Here is a 17,075-nt window from a genome sequence, read left to right as displayed (position 1 = left end):
CATCCCCATGGTGCGTCGGGGGAGCGTCGCCCCCGCGCGGCCGTAGCCTCGGAGATCCACACAATCCAGGACCCAAATAGCAAATTCCGCCCAAAATTATGCATATCTCCGAGCCGGCGGATGCAGAACCTCGGGTGTGACCGCACTTAACCCTGCACTTACTCCTGCACTCGCCCCTGCACTCGGCCCTGTGCTCGACCCCGACCCCGACGCCAGCAATGCGGCCACCGCTTACGGCAACAGTGCCCGGTCGAACTCCTGCAGCATTCGGGGTCGACGCCGGTACGTGTCGCGCAGCCCCGCGATGAACGCGTCGATCTCTGCGGCTTTGCCACTGCGGGCGGCGAGCGTGCGCATGTGCGCGAGGCTACGCGCCGCGTATCGGTAATTGCGCACGTTCGTTTCCACGAGCAGCTGATCCACTAATCGCTGGTGGATCGCCAAGGCCGCACCCGGGTCGATCGTTTCGTAGGCGCTTGCGAGTTTGTGCCACACATCGTCGTTGGTGAGATTCAGGTCGTGTGCGAGCTGCCATGCGAGGCCTGGGTCGCGCAGCGTGTCGAGGGTGAACGTGACTGCCTCGGCGGGGTGCGCTGAGAGCGTGTCGGTGACTTCGGCTGCGAGCGACGGCCAGGCTTCGGCTGCGAGGGTGTGGAGGCGGGTCGCGGTAGAAGAAGACGGCCACTTGCGAAACACCGTGAGTCGCGCGTTCAGGAGTTCGGCGGGGCGGTGCTCCGCGAGAAGCTCGCACCAGTACTCGGCGGCGTGCTGCGATTGGTGCCCGGGGCTGAAATCTGTGGCCTGCTGCGCCCAGTCGATGGCGAGGTCGAACTCGTTGATCTCTGCGAATGCTTCTGCCGTGTCTTGCAGCCAGGCGGCGACGCGACGGTCTCGCGCGTGGGTGCGAATGATTGCTTCGATGTCGCGGTCGAGTACGGCGAGTCGCCGATCATTCCAGTCGAGCACCCAGCGCGCGTGAGACGACGGATCTCGCCAGGTGTCTGCATCTGGCTTCGGGGGGAGCGCCGCACGAATCTCGTCGAGACGCGCTCGGTAGGTGCGTAAACCGGGTTCCCCGAGGGCCGGCGCGTAGGCGACGGGGTCGAGCTCGAAGAAGTCGACTTCTCCGTCGAACTGAAACTTCATCATCCACTTCACCAGTTTCGCCGGCGGCACGTGCGCGTCTGCGGCGACCCATGGGTGCAGCTCGAGCAGGCGTCGGCAGGCATCGCCGATGACACCGCTCGAGTCGTCGGCCCGAGCGATCACCTTGATGGCACTGGCGAGAGCCTGATGGGTGACTGTGTAGGCCTCCGCCGGGTCGACGGTGTGGAGTTCGCTTTCGAGCAGGTCGATCGCGTCGTGCATGGTCGAGCCGTGAGCGTTGGCCGCGCTCCACCGGTGCAGATCGGCGCGGGTGCGGATCAGCGGCAGCACCTCTTCGGCAAGTGACATCACTCTCCCATTATTCGCCATTGCCCGGTGGGGTGCGTTCGCCCTGGTTGGGTGTGTGACCCCGGTCGGACATGTGAGTTCAGTCGGATCAGATGGGGTGGATCGATCCGACCCCACTCATATGCCCGACGGCAGCGTATGACCCACGCGTGCGGCGCGGGCCCGCGACCGGCGCGGGCGGCTTGAGCACACCAGAACCCGCCGCCCAGGAGGCCAACGTGCCTTGATCTCGGGTGTGGGAGGGCACAACCACCAAAATTTCCAGGTTAAATTCGTGTTTATTTTCTTAATCACCAATTAGGCGCTGTAGAATCGTGATTGTGAGCGACGAGAGCGCGGGGCTAGGCTGGCCACCGCACGGTGTCGAGAAACTGCCGTGGCAGCAGCAAGTGCGCGGTGGCACGCGAGAGGATCGGATGCTCCGTTCCGTCCACGCAACGATCCCGCCGTTAATCGAGAAGCTCGACTACATGCCGCCGCTTCCCGTGATACTCACGAGTGAGAAGGCGCTCCTCGCCGTTGCTCAGGCGGACACCGCAGCTCAGGGGCACTCCGCAGCGCTTAGTCGATTTATGGTGCGATCGGAGTCGGCTGCTTCGTCAAAAATCGAGCGCATCACCGCATCCGAGAGAGAATACGCACGGGCGATTGCTGGCAACAGAGGGAACGCGTCTGCGACGAGCATGGTTGCCGCCTCGGTCGCGCTGCACGAACTCATCACCACAGTCGGAGCGCAGGGGCGGTTCGAGCTGGAGTACCTCACCGGCGCTCACCGCGCTCTGATGGCAGATGACCCAGAGGATTCCGATTACGCCGGTCGGCTGCGCGACATGCAGAATTGGATCGGCGGGAGCGACCACTCTCCCCGCGACGCGCTTCACATTCCCCCGGCACCCGATCGCGTCGACTCGTTGATGGCCGACCTCATCGCCTACCTCAACCGCGACGACGTGCCCGTGATGGTGCAGGCCGCGATCGGCCATGCCCAGTTCGAGTCGATCCACGCCTTCACCGACGGCAACGGTCGCATTGGTCGGGCCCTCGTCTCTGCGGTGCTGCGACGTCGTGGCGTGACTCGCTACGCTGTCGTTCCGCTCGCAAGTGGTCTCCTTGCGTGCCGCGACGAGTACTTCGCGTCGCTTGGCTCGTATCGGCTCGGCGATCCAGCCCCGCTTATCGATCTCTTCGCGCGCTCTGCGCGGGTGGCGGCCGAATGCTCACGCGACACCATCGGGCGGCTGCAGGCGATGCCCGACCAGTGGGCGGCAGAGCTGAGGCCGCGCGCCAGATCGGCAACGGCCGCACTCATCGGCGCCTTCACCGACCACCCGGTCATGGGTGCCGACGAAATCGAAGCTCACTCCGGCTCGGCCACCTCACAGGCGTACCGGGCCATCGACCGGCTCGTCGACGCCGGCCTCATCGAAGAGATCACCGGCCGTAAGAAGAACCGCGTCTGGGCTGCCTCCGAGGTGATGGCTGAACTCGACGATCTCGACCGTCGCATCCAGGCGGCCATGCGCACAGCAGAGTAAGCGCGCACTATCGCCACCGGCAACGTGGGTGTCACTCTGGTCCCGCAACCCGCTTCCGCGGAGCAAGTTTTTGCCTTGGTCGAGGGTATGGCTCTGGTCTGGTGAGCAGGGGCGGATCGACCAGACAGCCCCAGCCTCTCCGCAACGCCGTGCCTTCAACCGGCAGTTTCACGCAAATCATGCCTTCCGCGCGAGATTTGGCCGGTTGGAGAATGTTTTGCAGGGTGAAGGCGCCCGGCTGCGGATCATGCCCACCACCCTGACCCCTGTTGCCCGGTCCGAGAGTTGACCCCGGCTCGCGGTTTCGTAAGGAAGACTGCCAGTTTCTGAGAGCAAATGCCCGCCACATCAGCAGGGAAACTGGCATTCCTTTGCGATGAGTGAAAGCCCAGGAGGTTCGCGTCAGAGCGAATCCAAATGCTCGAAACCCTACGGCCTCCCATCCAGCGGTACCCCCACCCGGCACCAACACGAATGCCCCCGACCCGAAGGCCGAGGGCACCGTGCAATCAGCGAGTGCTATTTCGTTGCGACGAAAACGTCGTCGGCAAACATGCCTGGCGTCACGCGCAAGATCCCGTCGGCGCTGGATGGAATGAGGAAGGCGAGGTTACCGGTGGCGGTGCCGCCGGCGTACAGCTCTCCGCCGCCGAACGAGGGCTCGGGCGCGACGGCGAACGAATCCCAGGTACTGATGACCTCGCCGGTCGCGGTCACGTAGTCGATCTGCACGAAGGCGGGGATGCCGGTATCGGCGCCCTTGTAATTCACGGTCACGTTGACGACCGCATACTGCTGCCCCTCAGGTGCAGGGTCGTTGAACTGGTTTGCCGCGGCAACTGCGTCGTTCGCCGAGAGGTTCACGCTGTTGATCACCGCGTCCCAGTCAGAGGAGGAAATCACGGTTCCGATTGGGAACGGGTTCTCGCGGGTGCCAGCGTCTGCCACGGATTCCTCCGTCGCGGGATCTGAACCCGCAGGCGCCTCGGCGGTGACCGAGGTTCCCTCCTCGACGGTCTCGACCACAGCGGCAGTGAACGCTCCGGCGAGAATCGTCGCGATGATCGAAGCAATCACCGCGATTCCCGACAGGATGGTTCCGGTCAGGGCGAGCGCCTTCTGCTGGCGCTTCACCAGAGCGAGTATGCCCAGTAGCAGGCCGATGAGGCCGACGATGAGGCCGATAACCGGCACCAGCCCAAGGAGGAACGCGACGATACCGACGATGAGTGCGGCGATTGCGAGCCCCTTCGCTGCCGGAGCCGCGGTGACGTAACCGGGCTGCGCAACAGGAGGGCCCGGAGCTGCTGGCGCTCCTTGTGGTGCGTAGTTTGCCTGCTGTTGTGGTGCTTGCTCAGGCATTGGAGGCTGATTCTCTGTCATGGGCTAATCATTGCATACGGCGTGACTGGTCACGGATTTATCCTAAAAACCAAAATGACAAAGTAGAGGCTTTCTGTAATCAGGCTTCCACCAAGACAGTAGCTCCCGAGCCGCTTAGCTGCTGTATCCCTGCGGCTTCGCTGACTGCCAGGGCCACGCATCGCGGCACGCATTTTCGAGAGCTTGTGGATCAGTCACCACCGCCCCCGCACCCAACCCGTGCAATCGCTGCCCGGTCACGATACTTGAGGCGACTGCGATCCTTGATCGCCATTCGAGCCAGTATTTTGCTTACCCTCAGTTGCCGGGTGGCGGCTCTTCGCCCACCACGCGGCACCGATTGCGCAGTAGCGAGGTGCTCCAGAACCTAGCCTCGGAGAAACTCCGAATCCAGGTTCCCACCTGGTCATTCTCTCCTGGATTGTGCAATTCTCCGAGGCATCGGTCGCTCATGGCACGCCCCGATACCCCCACCCAGCGGGTGCCCCGAGAGGGCCTACTCGCTCTTACTCTTGCCTACTCTCACGTACTCTCACATTTGTGCTCGAGTAGTTGTGAGAGTAGCCACGCGAAAACGTCTCGAGTTGGTTCGCGCAACGATACGAAATGGCAACCGACTCGTCGCGCACGCGCAGCTTCAGAACGCATTGAAGCTCGCCGGCTATGCGCAGTGGATCGGCAAGAGCCAGAGGGATCCGCACGCCACGCGGCGGGCTTAAGGCAGTTGCGCACGTCGACGATGAGTCGCCCGGTGGCGAGTTGAAGATTGGATGGTGATAGTACTTTGTCGGCTTCGTGTCGTTCCCCACGAACCCGCAGGAAAACGGTGGCATGAGGGGCGCCGTTCGCCCGGTGGTCGTTCTACTGCATCGTCACTATTCAGTCACCGCGCAGATAGATTTCGATGTGAGCGGTCGTCCATGTTGCCACCCCCGCGCCGAAGAAATCGCGATCCTCGGTCCAGATCGGGCAGTCCAGCGCGAGAGCAGCAGCCACGACTGGCCAGTCCATCGGGTCGCGCGAACAGATCCGCGCAAGCGCTGCCTGCTTGAGCGGGGAGGTGGCATCCTCAGCGACTGTGTCCACGATCGCACGCAGTCGGCTGAGTGACTCAAGTAGCGCGGTGGCATCGTGGCCTCGCCGTTCAGCGATTGCTGGGAGGTGGCGCTCAGCCTCTGTGAACGCGAGTTCAGGCGTGAAGAACGTGAAATCAGCGCCATACTGCTCGATCAACCCCGGCACGCGCCGACCGAGTACGGCGCGAATCAGAATGTTCGCGTCCAAAACGATGCGCCGTGAACTCATGCGCGCCGCTTTGTCTCGTGTTCGCCTCGCCGCAGTTCCTCAAACTCGACCGCAACTTCGTCTTCGGTCGTGCCCCACTCGGTGATCAGAGCGTTGGCTTTCTTCGCGGCCTCTGTATACGCCGCGATATCTGCCTTGCGGTCTCGGTGCACCGGAATGAAAAGGCCGACAGTCTGCCCGTGTCGGGTAACGGTCACTGGCTCGGTCTGGTCGATGTATTCGGTGAGGCCTTGTCGAAACTCCCGGACGCCCACTGTGATGCTCATCGCCAACCCCTTACGTTTGTGTAACGCTGTGTACACAATAACATGAGCTGACCGCCACTTCTGCAAAGTCGAAACCGGTATGGTGCAGAGGCGGGCACTACCCTGCTTCCAAACCCGCCAAGCGAGCACTCCTCCCGAATCGATTAGCCGCGGTACAATGCGGGTTCGCCGACTGCCATGCCCACGCATCGCGCGTTGTCGATCGATTGTGGATCAGTCACCACCACCTCCGCGCTCAGCCCATGCAATCGCGCCGCTCCGTTGGAGACACGCGCCGGGTCGGCGACGATGGTCGCGAGGTCGCCCACGCGGCACCGATTGCGCAGTAGGTCGAGATCACCGGCGGTAGCTACCGTCGCGTTGCTGCTACTCTGCCTTCTTGCTTTCAGAGCGAACCACGGATCGATCCAACGGGGCGGAGGATATGGTGTGGCTTTTTGGTGGCGAAAGCGTATGCTTGTAAGAACAGATGAGAGGATCGAGGCCCACTATGTCTTCCGTAATAAACAAGCCGAAGACCTCAAAATCGGCCGCCTACAAGCAGGCGCTGAAGCTAGACACTCCCGAGCTCACTCAAGATCTCATCGAGGTGCTCGGCGGCACGCTCGTGTCAGCGCTAGCAGGTGCGAAAGACACCAAGGCTGCGCACAAATGGGCTCGCCCTGATGGAACGACGCCGCGAGATGAAGCAGCAAAGAGGCTCAGGTTCGCCCATGAGCAGTGGAATCGCCTTGCGGCTTCCGAAGGTGCTCATGTGGCCCGAGTTTGGTTCATCGGAGCTAATCCCTGGCTTGAGTACGACACCCCTGTTCAAGCCATTCGTGAGGGTCGCTTTCGGCAGGTCGATGCCGCTGTGAGCGCCCTCCTTGATGACAGCTACAGCGGGTAGTAACACGCTTGGAATCTCATATTTGCACCGCTACCGGACTCGCGCTTGTCTCGAGCCCGGAAGTAGTGCATCGAATCACCAAGAAGGTCCATGGTCCGCTCAAGCCAAAGCTTCGAACGCCCGCTGAAGACCGGGCGCACTGGCTGCGTGGCAGTGAGTCACCGAACCTCCAGCAGCCCACTGTGCTCTCATCAACGGAGCTTGAGCTGACGGACAAGAGCCTGATCGCCGCTACCCGCCTCTGCAAGATCAACGTCCGACAATGAAAGATCGAACGACCGACGGTTGAGGCCTGGCTTAGAGTCCCTCATCGACCTCCTACGGCCGCCCCGTCCCGCGGTGCTCCCACCGGCTGCACGTCACGCGGCGAGCGTTCTCGATCGCCGGTCGATCAGTCACCGCCGCATCAGCGCTGGTTGACCTTCCTGATCTGGCCAGGAAGGGTGAAGATATCGATGATGGTGCCGATCCCGAGCAACCCAAAGGTGAGCAGCCAGATGATGCCGCGCGCGATCTTTCCCATGTAGAAGTGCTGCACTCCGGCAACGCCAATCAGGGTGAACAGCATCAGCGCGTACGCGATGCCAGCTTCCTTCTTGCCGTATGTCTCTGCCATGCCTCGCAGACTACCGGTGGATCGCGTACGGCACCGCACGCCCCGAGGCCGCCTCAAAGCCCCGCACCGCTTCGAGCACGCTCGTGCCCACCCCCGACACCAGGTTGAACGCCTGCACCCCAGGCACGGCGTGCGTGAGCGCGGCGACGTGTCCCTCGGCGAGATTCATCACGTGAATGTAGTCGCGCACCCCGGTACCGTCGATGGTCGGGTAATCGTCACTGAACACCGCGAGGCGCTCACGCCGACCCACCGCGACCTGCGCAACATAGGGCATGAGGTTGTTCGGGATCCCGCTCGGATCTTCACCCATGCGCCCCGACGGGTGTGCGCCAACCGGGTTGAAGTAGCGCAGGTGCACGCGGTGAGGTCGCCGAAGGTGCCGATCGTCAGTCTGGGGCGCGACATTCAGGCCACCGCCTTTCGGGCGAAGCGGGCGGCTACGCCCACTCCCGTTGCTCGGCCACCCAGGCGCGCACGTCCGAGACGATCGCACATGACCGGCAGCATCAGCGCCGTGTCGGAGAGCGTTCCAGCACAAGCGGTGCCGGAGAGGTGTAAACGGTGAGTGCGGCCCCTATGGCTCGAATGCCCGATCGGAGTCGACCAAGCCCGAGCGGACTAGAGCAGCTCGCGCCGATGGTGCACAGTGTCAATGACCTCGTCCAAGGAGACGAGAACTCCATAGATAAGCGCTTGGGCTGCCTCATATCCCGCTTCGATCGTGCCGCGCGTGGGGTGTGCGCGATCAAAGGCAGGACTGTGCGCGTAGCCTTCGATCGGCCGCGGTGTCGACGAGAATCCGGCGGCAGCGCTTTGGCTATCAATATCGTCGACCAGTGCTCTAACCCCTTCGCTGCCAAGCGCCTCAATTGCGTTTGTTACTTGTTCGTCCCGGAGGAGACAGCGGATGTCGTAGAAGTGACGACCGTGCTTGAGGAGTGCGTCACGGTCGGCTCGGCTTGCCGCGTCATGCACCGCGGCAAGCTTCTCGAACAGGGTCCGCTCCGGGGCCAAGACATTGACGCTGAATTCAGCGAACTCCTCCCACGTCGCCTCGCTCTCACCAAGTGTGGTGATCGCGTGCTCGGCGACAAGCGACCGATAGCTGTGCGTTGCTGACGGCTGCGTACCTCCTCGACTCCCGAGCTCGAGCAGAACGCCTTCCTTCAGTGAAGGGTCGCTGTTTCCCGTTGGGTAGAGGTAAGTCGTGTAACGCTTGATCCCGGTCGTCGATGAGCCCACAAGGATCTGCGGGTTCACGAACGCGAGGTGGCTCCTCGCTGCCTGATCAACTTCTTTCAGTACCTTGTGGCGGGCGCCCGCGGCGGCCTCGGACGGGAACACCGCGAGCAAGTCAACGTCTTCCGAGAATCGTTCGATGATCCCGAAGACGCGACTGAGGCTGGTCCCGCCCTTGAACGTGAAGGTCACCGGCGCGGTCGAGCCGTCCGGCAACTCCACAGACCGGTCGATGCTGGCGGCCCGGAGCACCTCGGTTACCCAGAAGTCCTTCTCTACGTAGACCGCAGGCATTCCAAGGGCTTCCGCGGTTATGCCCACGAGTGCTTCGAGATCATCGGGGTTGTCCCGGAGACGCTCGGTCATACGGCGGCCAGGTCGGCGAGTAGCCTGTCGAAGTTCTCACGCGCAGTGACCTTCCGCTCCCCCGCTGCCGCAACGCGCAGACGGCCTTCGTTGACCACGCCGTCCGAAAGTGCGTCACGGACTTTGCTTGCCAAGGTGTTCCAGCCAGCTTCGATGTATACCTCGGGAGCGCGCATCAACTCGAGGAGCGCGATCTCCTTCGGGTTGAGGGTCACGCGTTCCCGGTTACTGCGGGCGTGCTGAGTGACGCCTTCGATCGGGCCGGCTGTCCACAGCGCCGCGACGTGGAACGAAGAGGGAACCTGGGTGGTCACGCCCCACTCGCGCGCAGCGGAGTACCCGGCCGGCCCGTTGCCTGCTTCCCCGAGGATCTCTCGTACGATCTCTTCGATACGGGGCCGCGTCATCCCGTACCGGGTCTTCGCGCCGCGGTAGTAGAGGCCACGACGAACAGGCATGAGCTCTCCGCTCCGTGCAGCTCTGGATGCTGCTTGACGTGCAGCGGTCGCAGTACCGGGCAGCCGGTTGACGTGCACGAACGACCGCGCCGGGGTGTTCCGGATCGCAGTGGCGGGAGAGATGATGCTCATGTCACGAAAGGTTACCGTGAACGTGACATTGGAGCAATGAAACGACGTGCCTCACCTACTATGCCCGCGAAACACTTCCGGTGCATCACGGAAAAGTGCCCGCGAAAAGCTAGTGGATCAGCCGCGATACCCCCGCGGGTTCGCCGACTGCCACGCCCACGCATCTCGGCACGCCTCGGCGAACGACCGCGTCGTGCGCCAGCCGAGTCGCTCAAACGCGAGCGCGGGATCCGCCACCACCGTCGCGAGATCACCGGCCCGTCGCGGGTGGATCACGTACGGCACCGCACGCCCCGAGGCCGTCTCAAAGCCCCGCACCGCCTCAAGCACGCTCGTGCCCACCCCCGACCCGAGGTTGAACGCCTGCACCCCGGGCTCCGCGTGCGTGAGCGCGGCAACGTGCCCCTCGGCGAGATCCATCACGTGAATGTAATCGCGCACCCCGGTCCCGTCGATGGTCGGGTAATCGTCACCGAACACCGCGAGGCGCTCGCGCCGGCCCACCGCAACCTGCGCCACGTACGGCATGAGGTTATTCGGGATCCCACTCGGGTCCTCACCAATACGCCCCGAAGGGTGCGCGCCGACCGGGTTGAAGTAGCGCAGCCCGGCGCGCTGCCGTCGTAAGTTCCTAGTACACGTGCGGGCGCGCGCGGTACGCACTTTCAAGAGCTTGTGGATCAATCAGCACCACACCCAAACACAACCCCTGCAATCGCACAGCGACGTGGAACACATTCGCTTGCGAAACGCCACACCATGCAGCCTTGCAGAGAGGGGTGCGGCTATTTTGGGGCGGTTCGATCTGAGGCCAGGGAAATTGATATGACCTCTCTGCATTCCTCGTGGGCCTGAGCGCAATTCGGCGATCCGAGTCAGTGATTGCCGTACACTTCCTCAGCGGCAAGTGATTACGGGCCCGTACCGCCTCGGGAAACCCGCCAGCTTGGGCATTGCAGAGGAACTTTCACGGTACTCTGACGGTTGTAGCATGATCAGCTAACCTCGTCGAGCGTGATCGCAAGGGCAACCGAATGCAGTACCGTCTGCTCAACGAAGCGGGAGATGGAACGCCCTATGCGAGACCAAAGGGCGCCGCTGACGGTTATTGGTTGCGTCTCCCTTACTCCTACTGGCTTGAAGATTTTGATGCGTCGCTCACCCACCCCGAGAAGCTGATGCTACTGATTTCCCTCGATCAGCAAGATGGATTCAAATTGCCGTTTAACCAGTCCGCGAATTGGTATGGGATTTCGGAGACGACCGCCCGTCGCGGGATGCGAGGTTTGGAAGGTCGCGGCCTTCTGACGAAGTCCAGTTCTTTCGTTGTCTCACCCCGCTCACCTACCGGTTGGGCTGAGGAATTCCGGTACACACTCCAGGGCCCCTTCTCCAAGAAGTCCGCAGCAGCTGCTCAGGATGCCAGTCGGGGAGCGGTGCGTTTTTCTGAAGCAGGTGAGGCGTGAACGCTTTGTTCGTAGACGAGTCAAAGGCCAGAGGATACACGATGGTCGCTGCCCTTGCCGCCGAAAAGGACGTGGGTAAGCTGCGACGCGACATACGTTCTCTCGTGCTGCCTGGACAGCGCAGTATCCATTTCACCAAAGAACGGGATGAACGAAAACGCCTCATCCTCTCGCGGTTTGTCGAGTTTGGGACACGAGCGCAGATTTTTCACTGTGCAACAAAGAATGATGCTCTCGGCAGAGAGAGATGTCTCGCTGGCCTCGTCTCTTTCGCTGCTGCTCAATCGCATACCAAGATAGTGATCGAACGAGATGAGTCGATCGAGCATTCAGACCGCAGAATCTTGTTCCGGGAGGTGAAGCATCACGGGCTCACCGGTGCACTGACCTATTCGCTCGAAGCTCCGCATATCGAACCCCTATTGTGGGTTGCCGACGCGATCGCCTGGAGCTACACCAAGGGTGGAGATTGGAAGCGTCGCATCGAACCCATGGTCGCCGGGGTTATCAAACTGTCCCAATAAATACGCGAAGCTCGGCTCACCGACCGTCCGGAAGGCTGCCGAGCTCACTTCGTGCCGCTACTGCAGCACGCTTAATCATTGTACCCCAGCAAATCGTTAGTTGCTACTCGCTCGCTTGCTCCGCGACGTGTCTCACCTAATATGCTCGCGTAATGGGGTTCGAGCCTCATTTGGAATCTGCTCGCGAAAAGCTAGTGGATCAGCCGCGGTACCCCTGCGGGTTCGCTGACTGCCACGCCCACGCATCGCGGCACGCCTCGGCGAACGAGCGCGTCGTGCGCCAACCGAGCCGCGAAAGCGCGAGCGCCGGATCCGCCACCACCGTCGCGAGATCACCGGCTCGCCGCGGGTGGATCGCGTACGGCACCGCACGCCCCGAGGCCGCCTCGAAGCCTCGCACCGCTTCGAGCACGCTCGTGCCCACCCCCGACCCCAGGTTGAACGCCTGCACACCAGGCTCGGCGTGGGTGAGCGCGGCGACGTGCCCCTCGGCGAGATCCATCACGTGTATGTAGTCGCGCACCCCGGTCCCGTCGATGGTCGGGTAGTCGTCACCAAACACCGCGAGGCGCTCGCGCCGGCCGACCGCGACCTGCGCGACAAACGGCATGAGGTTATTCGGGATCCCGCTCGGGTCTTCACCGATACGCCCCGAGGGGTGTGCGCCAACCGGGTTGAAGTAGCGCAGATTCACGGCGGCGAGCGCGGGCCAGGCTGGCGAAGTGGATCACGGCATCGAACGCGATGCCGTTGAGCCCGGCACGGGTGGCGTGCGGGTCGGTGAGGTCGGCATGCACAAACTCGATGGGTTGAACCGACGGGTCCCGCCTACGGCCGCCCCATCCCGCGGTACTCCCACCCGACTGCTCGCCACGCGGCAGGATCGAGGCAGTTGCGTCCGTCGACAATAAGCCGCCCAGTGGCGAGCGAAGCTGCGTGCGAGGGAGAAAGTTCGCGACGGTACTCGTCCCACTCGGTGACCACGATCACGGCATCGGCCCCGGCGAGAGCGGTGTCTCGGTCGAGTTCGTAGTGCAGGTGCGGGTGCACGCGACGCGCATTTTCAAGAGCCTGTGGATCAGTCACCACCACATCTGCGCCCAGCCCATGCAATCGCACAGCGACGTCGAGCGCGGGGGAGTCGCGAATGTCGTCGGAGTGTGGCTTGAACGAGGCACCGAGCACCGCGATGCGTTTGCCGACCACCGACCCGCCAAGCCCGTCGACCACGAGCGTCACGGCGTGCTCGCGGCGCCGCAGATTGATCGCGTCAACTTCTTTGAGGAACGCGACGGAGGATCCGCGACCCAGTTCCTCGGCCCGGGCAGTGAACGCGCGAATGTCCTTCGGCAGGCAACCGCCGCCGAAGCCAATACCGGCGCCCAGAAAGCGACGCCCGATGCGTTCGTCGTGCCCAATGGCATCTGCCAGTTGGGTCACGTCGGCACCGGTGGCTTCCGCGATTTCGGCCATGGCGTTGATGAACGAAATCTTGGTAGCGAGAAACGCGTTAGCAGCGACCTTGACGAGTTCCGCCGTCGAGAGGTCGGTCACAATGCGAGGTATCCCCGCACCAATGGCTGCGGCATACACCTCGTCAAGAATCTCGGTTGCATGCGCGCCGGCATCACCAGCAGGAACCCCGTACACCAGCCGGTCAGGGGTGATGGTGTCTTTCACCGCGAAGCCTTCACGCAAGAACTCCGGGTTCCACACCAGTGTCGCGCCGGTCTCCGCGACACGAGCCGCGAGACTGGCCGCGGTGCCCACCGGCACGGTCGACTTGCCGACCACCAGGTGATCTGCGTTGAGGTAGGGGAGAAGACCATCAACGGCGGCCTCGACATAGGTGAGGTCGGCCGCGTTGCCGTCGTGCCGCTGTGGGGTGCCCACCGCGATGAAGTGCACGGTCGCGTCTGCGACTCGACTCATGTCAGTAGTGAACGTGAGTCGCCCGGTCTGTCCCGCTTCCGCGAGAATCTCCGGCAACTCAGGCTCAAAGAAGGGGGCCTGGCCAGCCGAAAGCAGCGCGACCTTCTGCGCGTCGACATCGATCCCAACAACTTCGTGCCCGAGCTTTGCCATGCTCGCGGCGTGCACCGCACCGAGATAGCCGCAACCGATTACCGATAGCTTCATGCTTTTCTGATCCCCCGTTGGTGCGTGTACGTGTGAAGGTAGGCGCTTAGCCGCGTTCGGTGAGTTCGTCTCGATGCGCACGGAACCACTCCACCGTGGATCGGATGCCGTCTTCGAGTCCAACCGCAGATTTCCAACCGATCTCGGCCAGTCTGCTCACATCGAGAAGCTTCTGCGGTGTGCCGTCTGGCTTCGTGGAATCCCATACGGTACTACCCGCGAAGCCGACGACCTTGCCAATGGTGTCCGCAATCTCACGAATGGTGACATCGGTGCCGGTGCCCACGTTGACCTGTTCCGGCCCGTCGTAGTGCTCGAGCAAATACAGGCAGGCGTCGGCGAGTTCGTCAACGTGCAGGAACTCTCGCCTGGGTGTTCCGGTGCCCCAGTTCACGACCTCGGCGGCCCCGGTCTGCACTGCCTCGTCATAGCGGCGAATGAGCGCCGGCAAGACATGTGACCCCTTCGGAGAGAAGTTATCGTTCGGCCCATACAGGTTTGTGGGCATCGCCGAAATCCACGGCAGCCCGTACTCACGCCGAACCGCCTGCACCTGCATGATGCCCGCGATCTTTGCAATCGCGTAGGCATCGTTCGTGGGCTCGAGATGCCCCGTCATGAGCGAATCCTCACGAATGGGCTGCGCTGCATACTTGGGGTAAATGCAGCTCGAACCCAAGAACAGCACCCGCTCTACTCGGTGCTGCAGGGCTGCGTCGAGCACATTCGTCTGGATCTGCAGGTTCACGCTGAGGAACTCGACCGGGTAGCTTTCGTTCGCGAGGATCCCGCCAACCTTTGCCGCAGCCAACACCACATAACGCGGTTGTGTCTCCGCAAAAAACGCGAACACCGCAGCCCGGTCTGTCAGATCAAGTTCTCTTGAGCTGCGCCCGATGAGGTTCGTGAACCCGGCCCGTTCGAGCCGGCGCCACATCGCTGACCCTGCGAGCCCACGGTGCCCAGCAACATAGAACGGGGCATCCCGGTCAAGCGGACCCGGCTCGAACTGCACGTTTTCACGCGCCGTGTGATCGATCCGAAATTCGGATCCGGGGCGCTCGGTCACTTGCCCCAGCTTTCCAGGTTCACCGTGTCGATCCACGGCTTGCCTTCGTGTGTGAGCGCTTCAATATCGGCATCAACCATCAGCTTGGCAAGCTCTCGCCCATCAATGGTGGGGGTCCACCCGAGCTTCTCCTTGGCCTTGGTCGGGTCCCCAATCAGCGCGTCAACCTCGGTGGGGCGCAGGTAGCGTTCATCGAATCGCACGTGATCTTCCCAGTTCAGCCCCACGTGTGAGAACGAGATATCAAGAAACTCCCGAACGGTGATGCCGGTGCCGGTCGCGAGCACGAAATCGTCCGGCTCGTCAACCTGCAGCATCCGCCACATGCCCTCGACGTACTCGGCTGCGTACCCCCAGTCACGAATCGAATCGATGTTCCCCATGTACACGTGCTCCTGCGTGCCAGCCTTAATTGCCGCTACCGCGCGAGTGATCTTGCGGGTCACGAAGGTCTCACCGCGACGCGGGGACTCGTGGTTGAAGAGGATCCCGTTCACTGCAAACATGTCGTACGCTTCGCGATAGTTCTTCGTGATCCAGTACGAGTACAGCTTCGCTGCCGCATACGGGGATCGCGGGTAAAACGGTGTCGTTTCGCTCTGCGGCGGCGGCGTCGCTCCGTACAGTTCGGAAGAGGAGGCCTGGTAGAAACGGGTCTCGATCCCTGACAGGCGTACCGCTTCCAGCAGGCGCACGGTACCGGTACCGGTCGTGTCTGCAGTGTGCTCGGGCTCATCAAACGAGACGCGCACGTGAGACTGAGCGGCGAGGTTGTAGACCTCGTCAGGCTTGATCTGCTGCAGCAAGGTCACCAGGCGCGACCCGTCGGAGAGGTCTCCGTAGTGCAGGAACAGCTTCGCACCCTCGGTGTGTGGGTCGACGTAGAGGTGGTCGATGCGGGAGGTGTTGAACGTTGACGCGCGCCGGATCAGGCCGTGCACCTCGTACCCTTTGCTAAGCAGCAGCTCTGCAAGGTACGAGCCGTCCTGTCCTGTAATACCGGTAACAAATGCGCTCTTCAAGCCAGTCCGATCATTTTGGAGAAAAAATAAGAATTAAAGGAGAATGACAAACGTCACGACACTACAAAAAGAGAAACTATTCACCTGAACAAGATTCTGAATGCTGAGCATCAGGAGTCGGAGAAAGAAACTCGTGAATAAAACCCAGATTTCGTATCCCTAGGTCAAGTCCTTTCCTTGCAAGTCTCGGAGAGACTCGGAAGAAAATAACTACTAATGAGCATAGAATTGCAAGGGCGCAACGAATGAGCAACGATCCTAGGGTTATCTTAGCGTATCTTCGATTAATGAAACAGAGAACTCTTCCATTTGTGAATGAGCGAGAGATTAACCACTTCAGAGCGATTCTAGACCTAGGAACGGGCTCCAGAACTAGTGCATCACGCTCCCAAGAAATGATCTTTCCTCCGCTGGTAATGGCAAGGGTGAAATCAGAGTCTTCACCCCCTCTCAGCGGCCAATCAACGTCGAAATTATGGTCTTCAATGGCGCTTAATCTTAGCAAGAGATTCCCCCCGCCCGCGGCGGGAACTGCTGTGCCAGAAGGTGGGCTTCGACGTTCGAAGAGTGGACCAAGACGGCGAAAATGGACTGGCAGCAACGGCTGTACCGGTCCAGCAACTGCAGCGCAATCAGATGAATCTGCGTGAGTAATTAGTGAAGAGAACCAGCCGCTCGTAACGATCTCATCATCATCAATAAAAACGAGATACTTGGTTCCTATCTCCCTTGCCTGATCGAGGATAAGTTGACGCGCCCTAGCTATGTTTTTCCCTGCCCCGGATTCAATAACATGCACCTCTCCCGCGGAGGATAAGTCCGTTGTGTCGAGTTGTTGCGTGTCGTTGTTAGCCACAACTATCTTGAAGGCCCACTTGGTGTCCTTCAACGCCGCTGATACAGATCGAAGGCACGATAGCAGGGCTTGTGGTCTCTTGTAGGTCACAATTCCGATTAAAATTGAGTCGGTGTCCAGGCGGTCTACGCACTGGGAAAATTGAATTGACTTCAATGGTTATGCCTTAAGAAGTAGAGATAGAAATAGTGCCAACCGTATACTTTGATTCGCCAGGAAAGGTGAATAAATCTCCTCTGATTTCGTTCTGCAATAATCAGGTGAATCGTTGCACCCTCTTATATGTTCATTGGATACAAGTTCAACGGAACTGATACCTTCGCGGTTCGCCTTCGGTAGGTGTGAAGAATTG

The 17,075-nt window shown here is 61.5% G+C and carries 16 protein-coding genes and 3 pseudogenes; 4 read left to right on the top strand and 15 right to left on the bottom strand.

The window, feature by feature from the left end; all coding sequences use genetic code 11:
* Positions 1–231: 231 nt before the first annotated feature.
* Positions 232–1,455, bottom strand: a complete 1,224-nt coding sequence (locus ACTNFK_RS10800) for a DUF6880 family protein (protein ID WP_435936828.1) — start codon at positions 1,453–1,455, stop codon at positions 232–234.
* Between the two features lie 320 nt (positions 1,456–1,775).
* Here ACTNFK_RS10800 and ACTNFK_RS10795 point away from each other — a divergent pair, with 320 nt between their 5' ends.
* Entirely contained in the window at positions 1,776–2,990 is a 1,215-nt protein-coding gene (locus ACTNFK_RS10795; protein WP_433646207.1) for a Fic family protein, read from the top strand.
* Positions 2,991–3,509: 519 nt separating this feature from the next.
* On the opposite strand, the gene ACTNFK_RS10790 is transcribed toward ACTNFK_RS10795, so the two are convergent.
* The 4 genes from ACTNFK_RS10790 to ACTNFK_RS10775 all read right to left on the bottom strand — a co-directional run bounded on the left by ACTNFK_RS10790 (position 3,510) and on the right by ACTNFK_RS10775 (position 6,252).
* Positions 3,510–4,352 (bottom strand): DUF4190 domain-containing protein, encoded by an 843-nt coding sequence (locus ACTNFK_RS10790; protein WP_435936827.1) that lies wholly within the window; start codon positions 4,350–4,352, stop codon positions 3,510–3,512.
* Positions 4,353–5,252: 900 nt separating this feature from the next.
* A complete protein-coding gene (locus ACTNFK_RS10785; RefSeq protein WP_435936826.1) occupies positions 5,253–5,678 on the bottom strand; it encodes a PIN domain-containing protein in 426 nt (141 codons plus the stop codon).
* A complete protein-coding gene (locus ACTNFK_RS10780) occupies positions 5,675–5,944 on the bottom strand; it encodes a type II toxin-antitoxin system Phd/YefM family antitoxin (RefSeq protein WP_435936825.1) in 270 nt (89 codons plus the stop codon). Before ACTNFK_RS10780 ends, ACTNFK_RS10785 begins: the two co-directional genes overlap by 4 nt.
* A gap of 143 nt (positions 5,945–6,087) precedes the next feature.
* Positions 6,088–6,252 carry a hypothetical protein gene (locus tag ACTNFK_RS10775; protein WP_435936824.1) on the bottom strand — a complete coding sequence of 55 codons (165 nt, stop codon included), beginning with the start codon at positions 6,250–6,252 and terminating at the stop codon, positions 6,088–6,090.
* A 182-nt stretch (positions 6,253–6,434) separates the two neighbouring features.
* Between ACTNFK_RS10775 and ACTNFK_RS10770 the strand changes: the two genes are divergently transcribed.
* The gene (locus tag ACTNFK_RS10770) at positions 6,435–6,833 is read left to right on the top strand and encodes a hypothetical protein (protein ID WP_435936823.1); all 399 of its coding nucleotides are present in this window, start codon (positions 6,435–6,437) and stop codon (positions 6,831–6,833) included.
* Between the two features lie 406 nt (positions 6,834–7,239).
* Here the strand turns inward: ACTNFK_RS10770 and ACTNFK_RS10765 are convergent, their stop codons facing one another.
* The 5 genes and pseudogenes from ACTNFK_RS10765 to ACTNFK_RS10745 all read right to left on the bottom strand — a co-directional run.
* The gene (locus tag ACTNFK_RS10765) at positions 7,240–7,449 is read right to left on the bottom strand and encodes an NINE protein (protein WP_435936822.1); all 210 of its coding nucleotides are present in this window, start codon (positions 7,447–7,449) and stop codon (positions 7,240–7,242) included.
* A 19-nt stretch (positions 7,450–7,468) separates the two neighbouring features.
* Positions 7,469–7,804: pseudogene (locus ACTNFK_RS10760) on the bottom strand (NAD-dependent epimerase/dehydratase family protein); the annotation flags it as partial.
* A gap of 266 nt (positions 7,805–8,070) precedes the next feature.
* Positions 8,071–9,057, bottom strand: a complete 987-nt coding sequence (locus ACTNFK_RS10755; RefSeq protein ID WP_433646170.1) for a nucleotidyl transferase AbiEii/AbiGii toxin family protein — start codon at positions 9,055–9,057, stop codon at positions 8,071–8,073.
* The gene (locus ACTNFK_RS10750) at positions 9,054–9,647 is read right to left on the bottom strand and encodes a hypothetical protein (RefSeq protein WP_435936821.1); all 594 of its coding nucleotides are present in this window, start codon (positions 9,645–9,647) and stop codon (positions 9,054–9,056) included. Before ACTNFK_RS10750 ends, ACTNFK_RS10755 begins: the two co-directional genes overlap by 4 nt.
* 117 nt (positions 9,648–9,764) lie before the next feature.
* Positions 9,765–10,253: pseudogene (locus ACTNFK_RS10745) on the bottom strand (GDP-mannose 4,6-dehydratase); the annotation flags it as partial.
* A gap of 428 nt (positions 10,254–10,681) precedes the next feature.
* Here ACTNFK_RS10745 and ACTNFK_RS10740 point away from each other — a divergent pair.
* Both ACTNFK_RS10740 and ACTNFK_RS10735 read left to right on the top strand, forming a co-directional pair.
* Entirely contained in the window at positions 10,682–11,113 is a 432-nt protein-coding gene (locus tag ACTNFK_RS10740) for a hypothetical protein (RefSeq protein WP_435936820.1), read from the top strand.
* A 41-nt stretch (positions 11,114–11,154) separates the two neighbouring features.
* Positions 11,155–11,637, top strand: a complete 483-nt coding sequence (locus tag ACTNFK_RS10735) for a hypothetical protein (protein WP_445117163.1) — start codon at positions 11,155–11,157, stop codon at positions 11,635–11,637.
* A 199-nt stretch (positions 11,638–11,836) separates the two neighbouring features.
* Here the strand turns inward: ACTNFK_RS10735 and ACTNFK_RS10730 are convergent.
* From ACTNFK_RS10730 to ACTNFK_RS10710, 5 genes and pseudogenes are all read right to left on the bottom strand, one after another.
* A pseudogene (locus tag ACTNFK_RS10730) lies at positions 11,837–12,346 on the bottom strand (GDP-mannose 4,6-dehydratase); the annotation flags it as partial.
* A 119-nt stretch (positions 12,347–12,465) separates the two neighbouring features.
* A complete protein-coding gene (locus ACTNFK_RS10725) occupies positions 12,466–13,776 on the bottom strand; it encodes a UDP-glucose dehydrogenase family protein (RefSeq protein WP_435936818.1) in 1,311 nt (436 codons plus the stop codon).
* A gap of 46 nt (positions 13,777–13,822) precedes the next feature.
* A complete protein-coding gene (locus ACTNFK_RS10720) occupies positions 13,823–14,845 on the bottom strand; it encodes a GDP-L-fucose synthase family protein (protein WP_435936817.1) in 1,023 nt (340 codons plus the stop codon).
* Entirely contained in the window at positions 14,842–15,867 is a 1,026-nt protein-coding gene (gene gmd, locus ACTNFK_RS10715) for a GDP-mannose 4,6-dehydratase (protein WP_435936816.1), read from the bottom strand. The genes ACTNFK_RS10720 and gmd overlap by 4 nt, the downstream gene beginning before the upstream one ends.
* Before the next feature lie 76 nt (positions 15,868–15,943).
* Complete coding sequence (locus ACTNFK_RS10710) at positions 15,944–16,813, bottom strand: glycosyltransferase family 2 protein (protein WP_435936815.1); 870 nt, start codon at positions 16,811–16,813, stop codon at positions 15,944–15,946.
* Positions 16,814–17,075 lie beyond the last annotated feature (262 nt).

This window comes from Leucobacter fengyongliangi (assembly GCF_052386045.1).
This window is presented reverse-complemented; position numbering and strand designations above follow the sequence as displayed.

What these genes read in the sequence shown, in the direction of transcription:
- ACTNFK_RS10800 (WP_435936828.1), bottom strand. Translation starts at nt 1,455, where the DNA reads ATGTCACTTGCCGAAGAGGTGCTGCCGCTGATCCGCACCCGCGCCGAT.
- ACTNFK_RS10790 (WP_435936827.1), bottom strand. Translation starts at nt 4,352, where the DNA reads ATGCCTGAGCAAGCACCACAACAGCAGGCAAACTACGCACCACAAGGA.
- ACTNFK_RS10785 (WP_435936826.1), bottom strand. Translation starts at nt 5,678, where the DNA reads ATGAGTTCACGGCGCATCGTTTTGGACGCGAACATTCTGATTCGCGCC.
- ACTNFK_RS10780 (WP_435936825.1), bottom strand. Translation starts at nt 5,944, where the DNA reads ATGAGCATCACAGTGGGCGTCCGGGAGTTTCGACAAGGCCTCACCGAA.
- ACTNFK_RS10770 (WP_435936823.1), top strand. Translation starts at nt 6,435, where the DNA reads ATGTCTTCCGTAATAAACAAGCCGAAGACCTCAAAATCGGCCGCCTAC.
- ACTNFK_RS10765 (WP_435936822.1), bottom strand. Translation starts at nt 7,449, where the DNA reads ATGGCAGAGACATACGGCAAGAAGGAAGCTGGCATCGCGTACGCGCTG.
- ACTNFK_RS10755 (WP_433646170.1), bottom strand. Translation starts at nt 9,057, where the DNA reads ATGACCGAGCGTCTCCGGGACAACCCCGATGATCTCGAAGCACTCGTG.
- ACTNFK_RS10750 (WP_435936821.1), bottom strand. Translation starts at nt 9,647, where the DNA reads ATGAGCATCATCTCTCCCGCCACTGCGATCCGGAACACCCCGGCGCGG.
- ACTNFK_RS10740 (WP_435936820.1), top strand. Translation starts at nt 10,682, where the DNA reads ATGCAGTACCGTCTGCTCAACGAAGCGGGAGATGGAACGCCCTATGCG.
- ACTNFK_RS10735 (WP_445117163.1), top strand. Translation starts at nt 11,155, where the DNA reads ATGGTCGCTGCCCTTGCCGCCGAAAAGGACGTGGGTAAGCTGCGACGC.
- ACTNFK_RS10725 (WP_435936818.1), bottom strand. Translation starts at nt 13,776, where the DNA reads ATGAAGCTATCGGTAATCGGTTGCGGCTATCTCGGTGCGGTGCACGCC.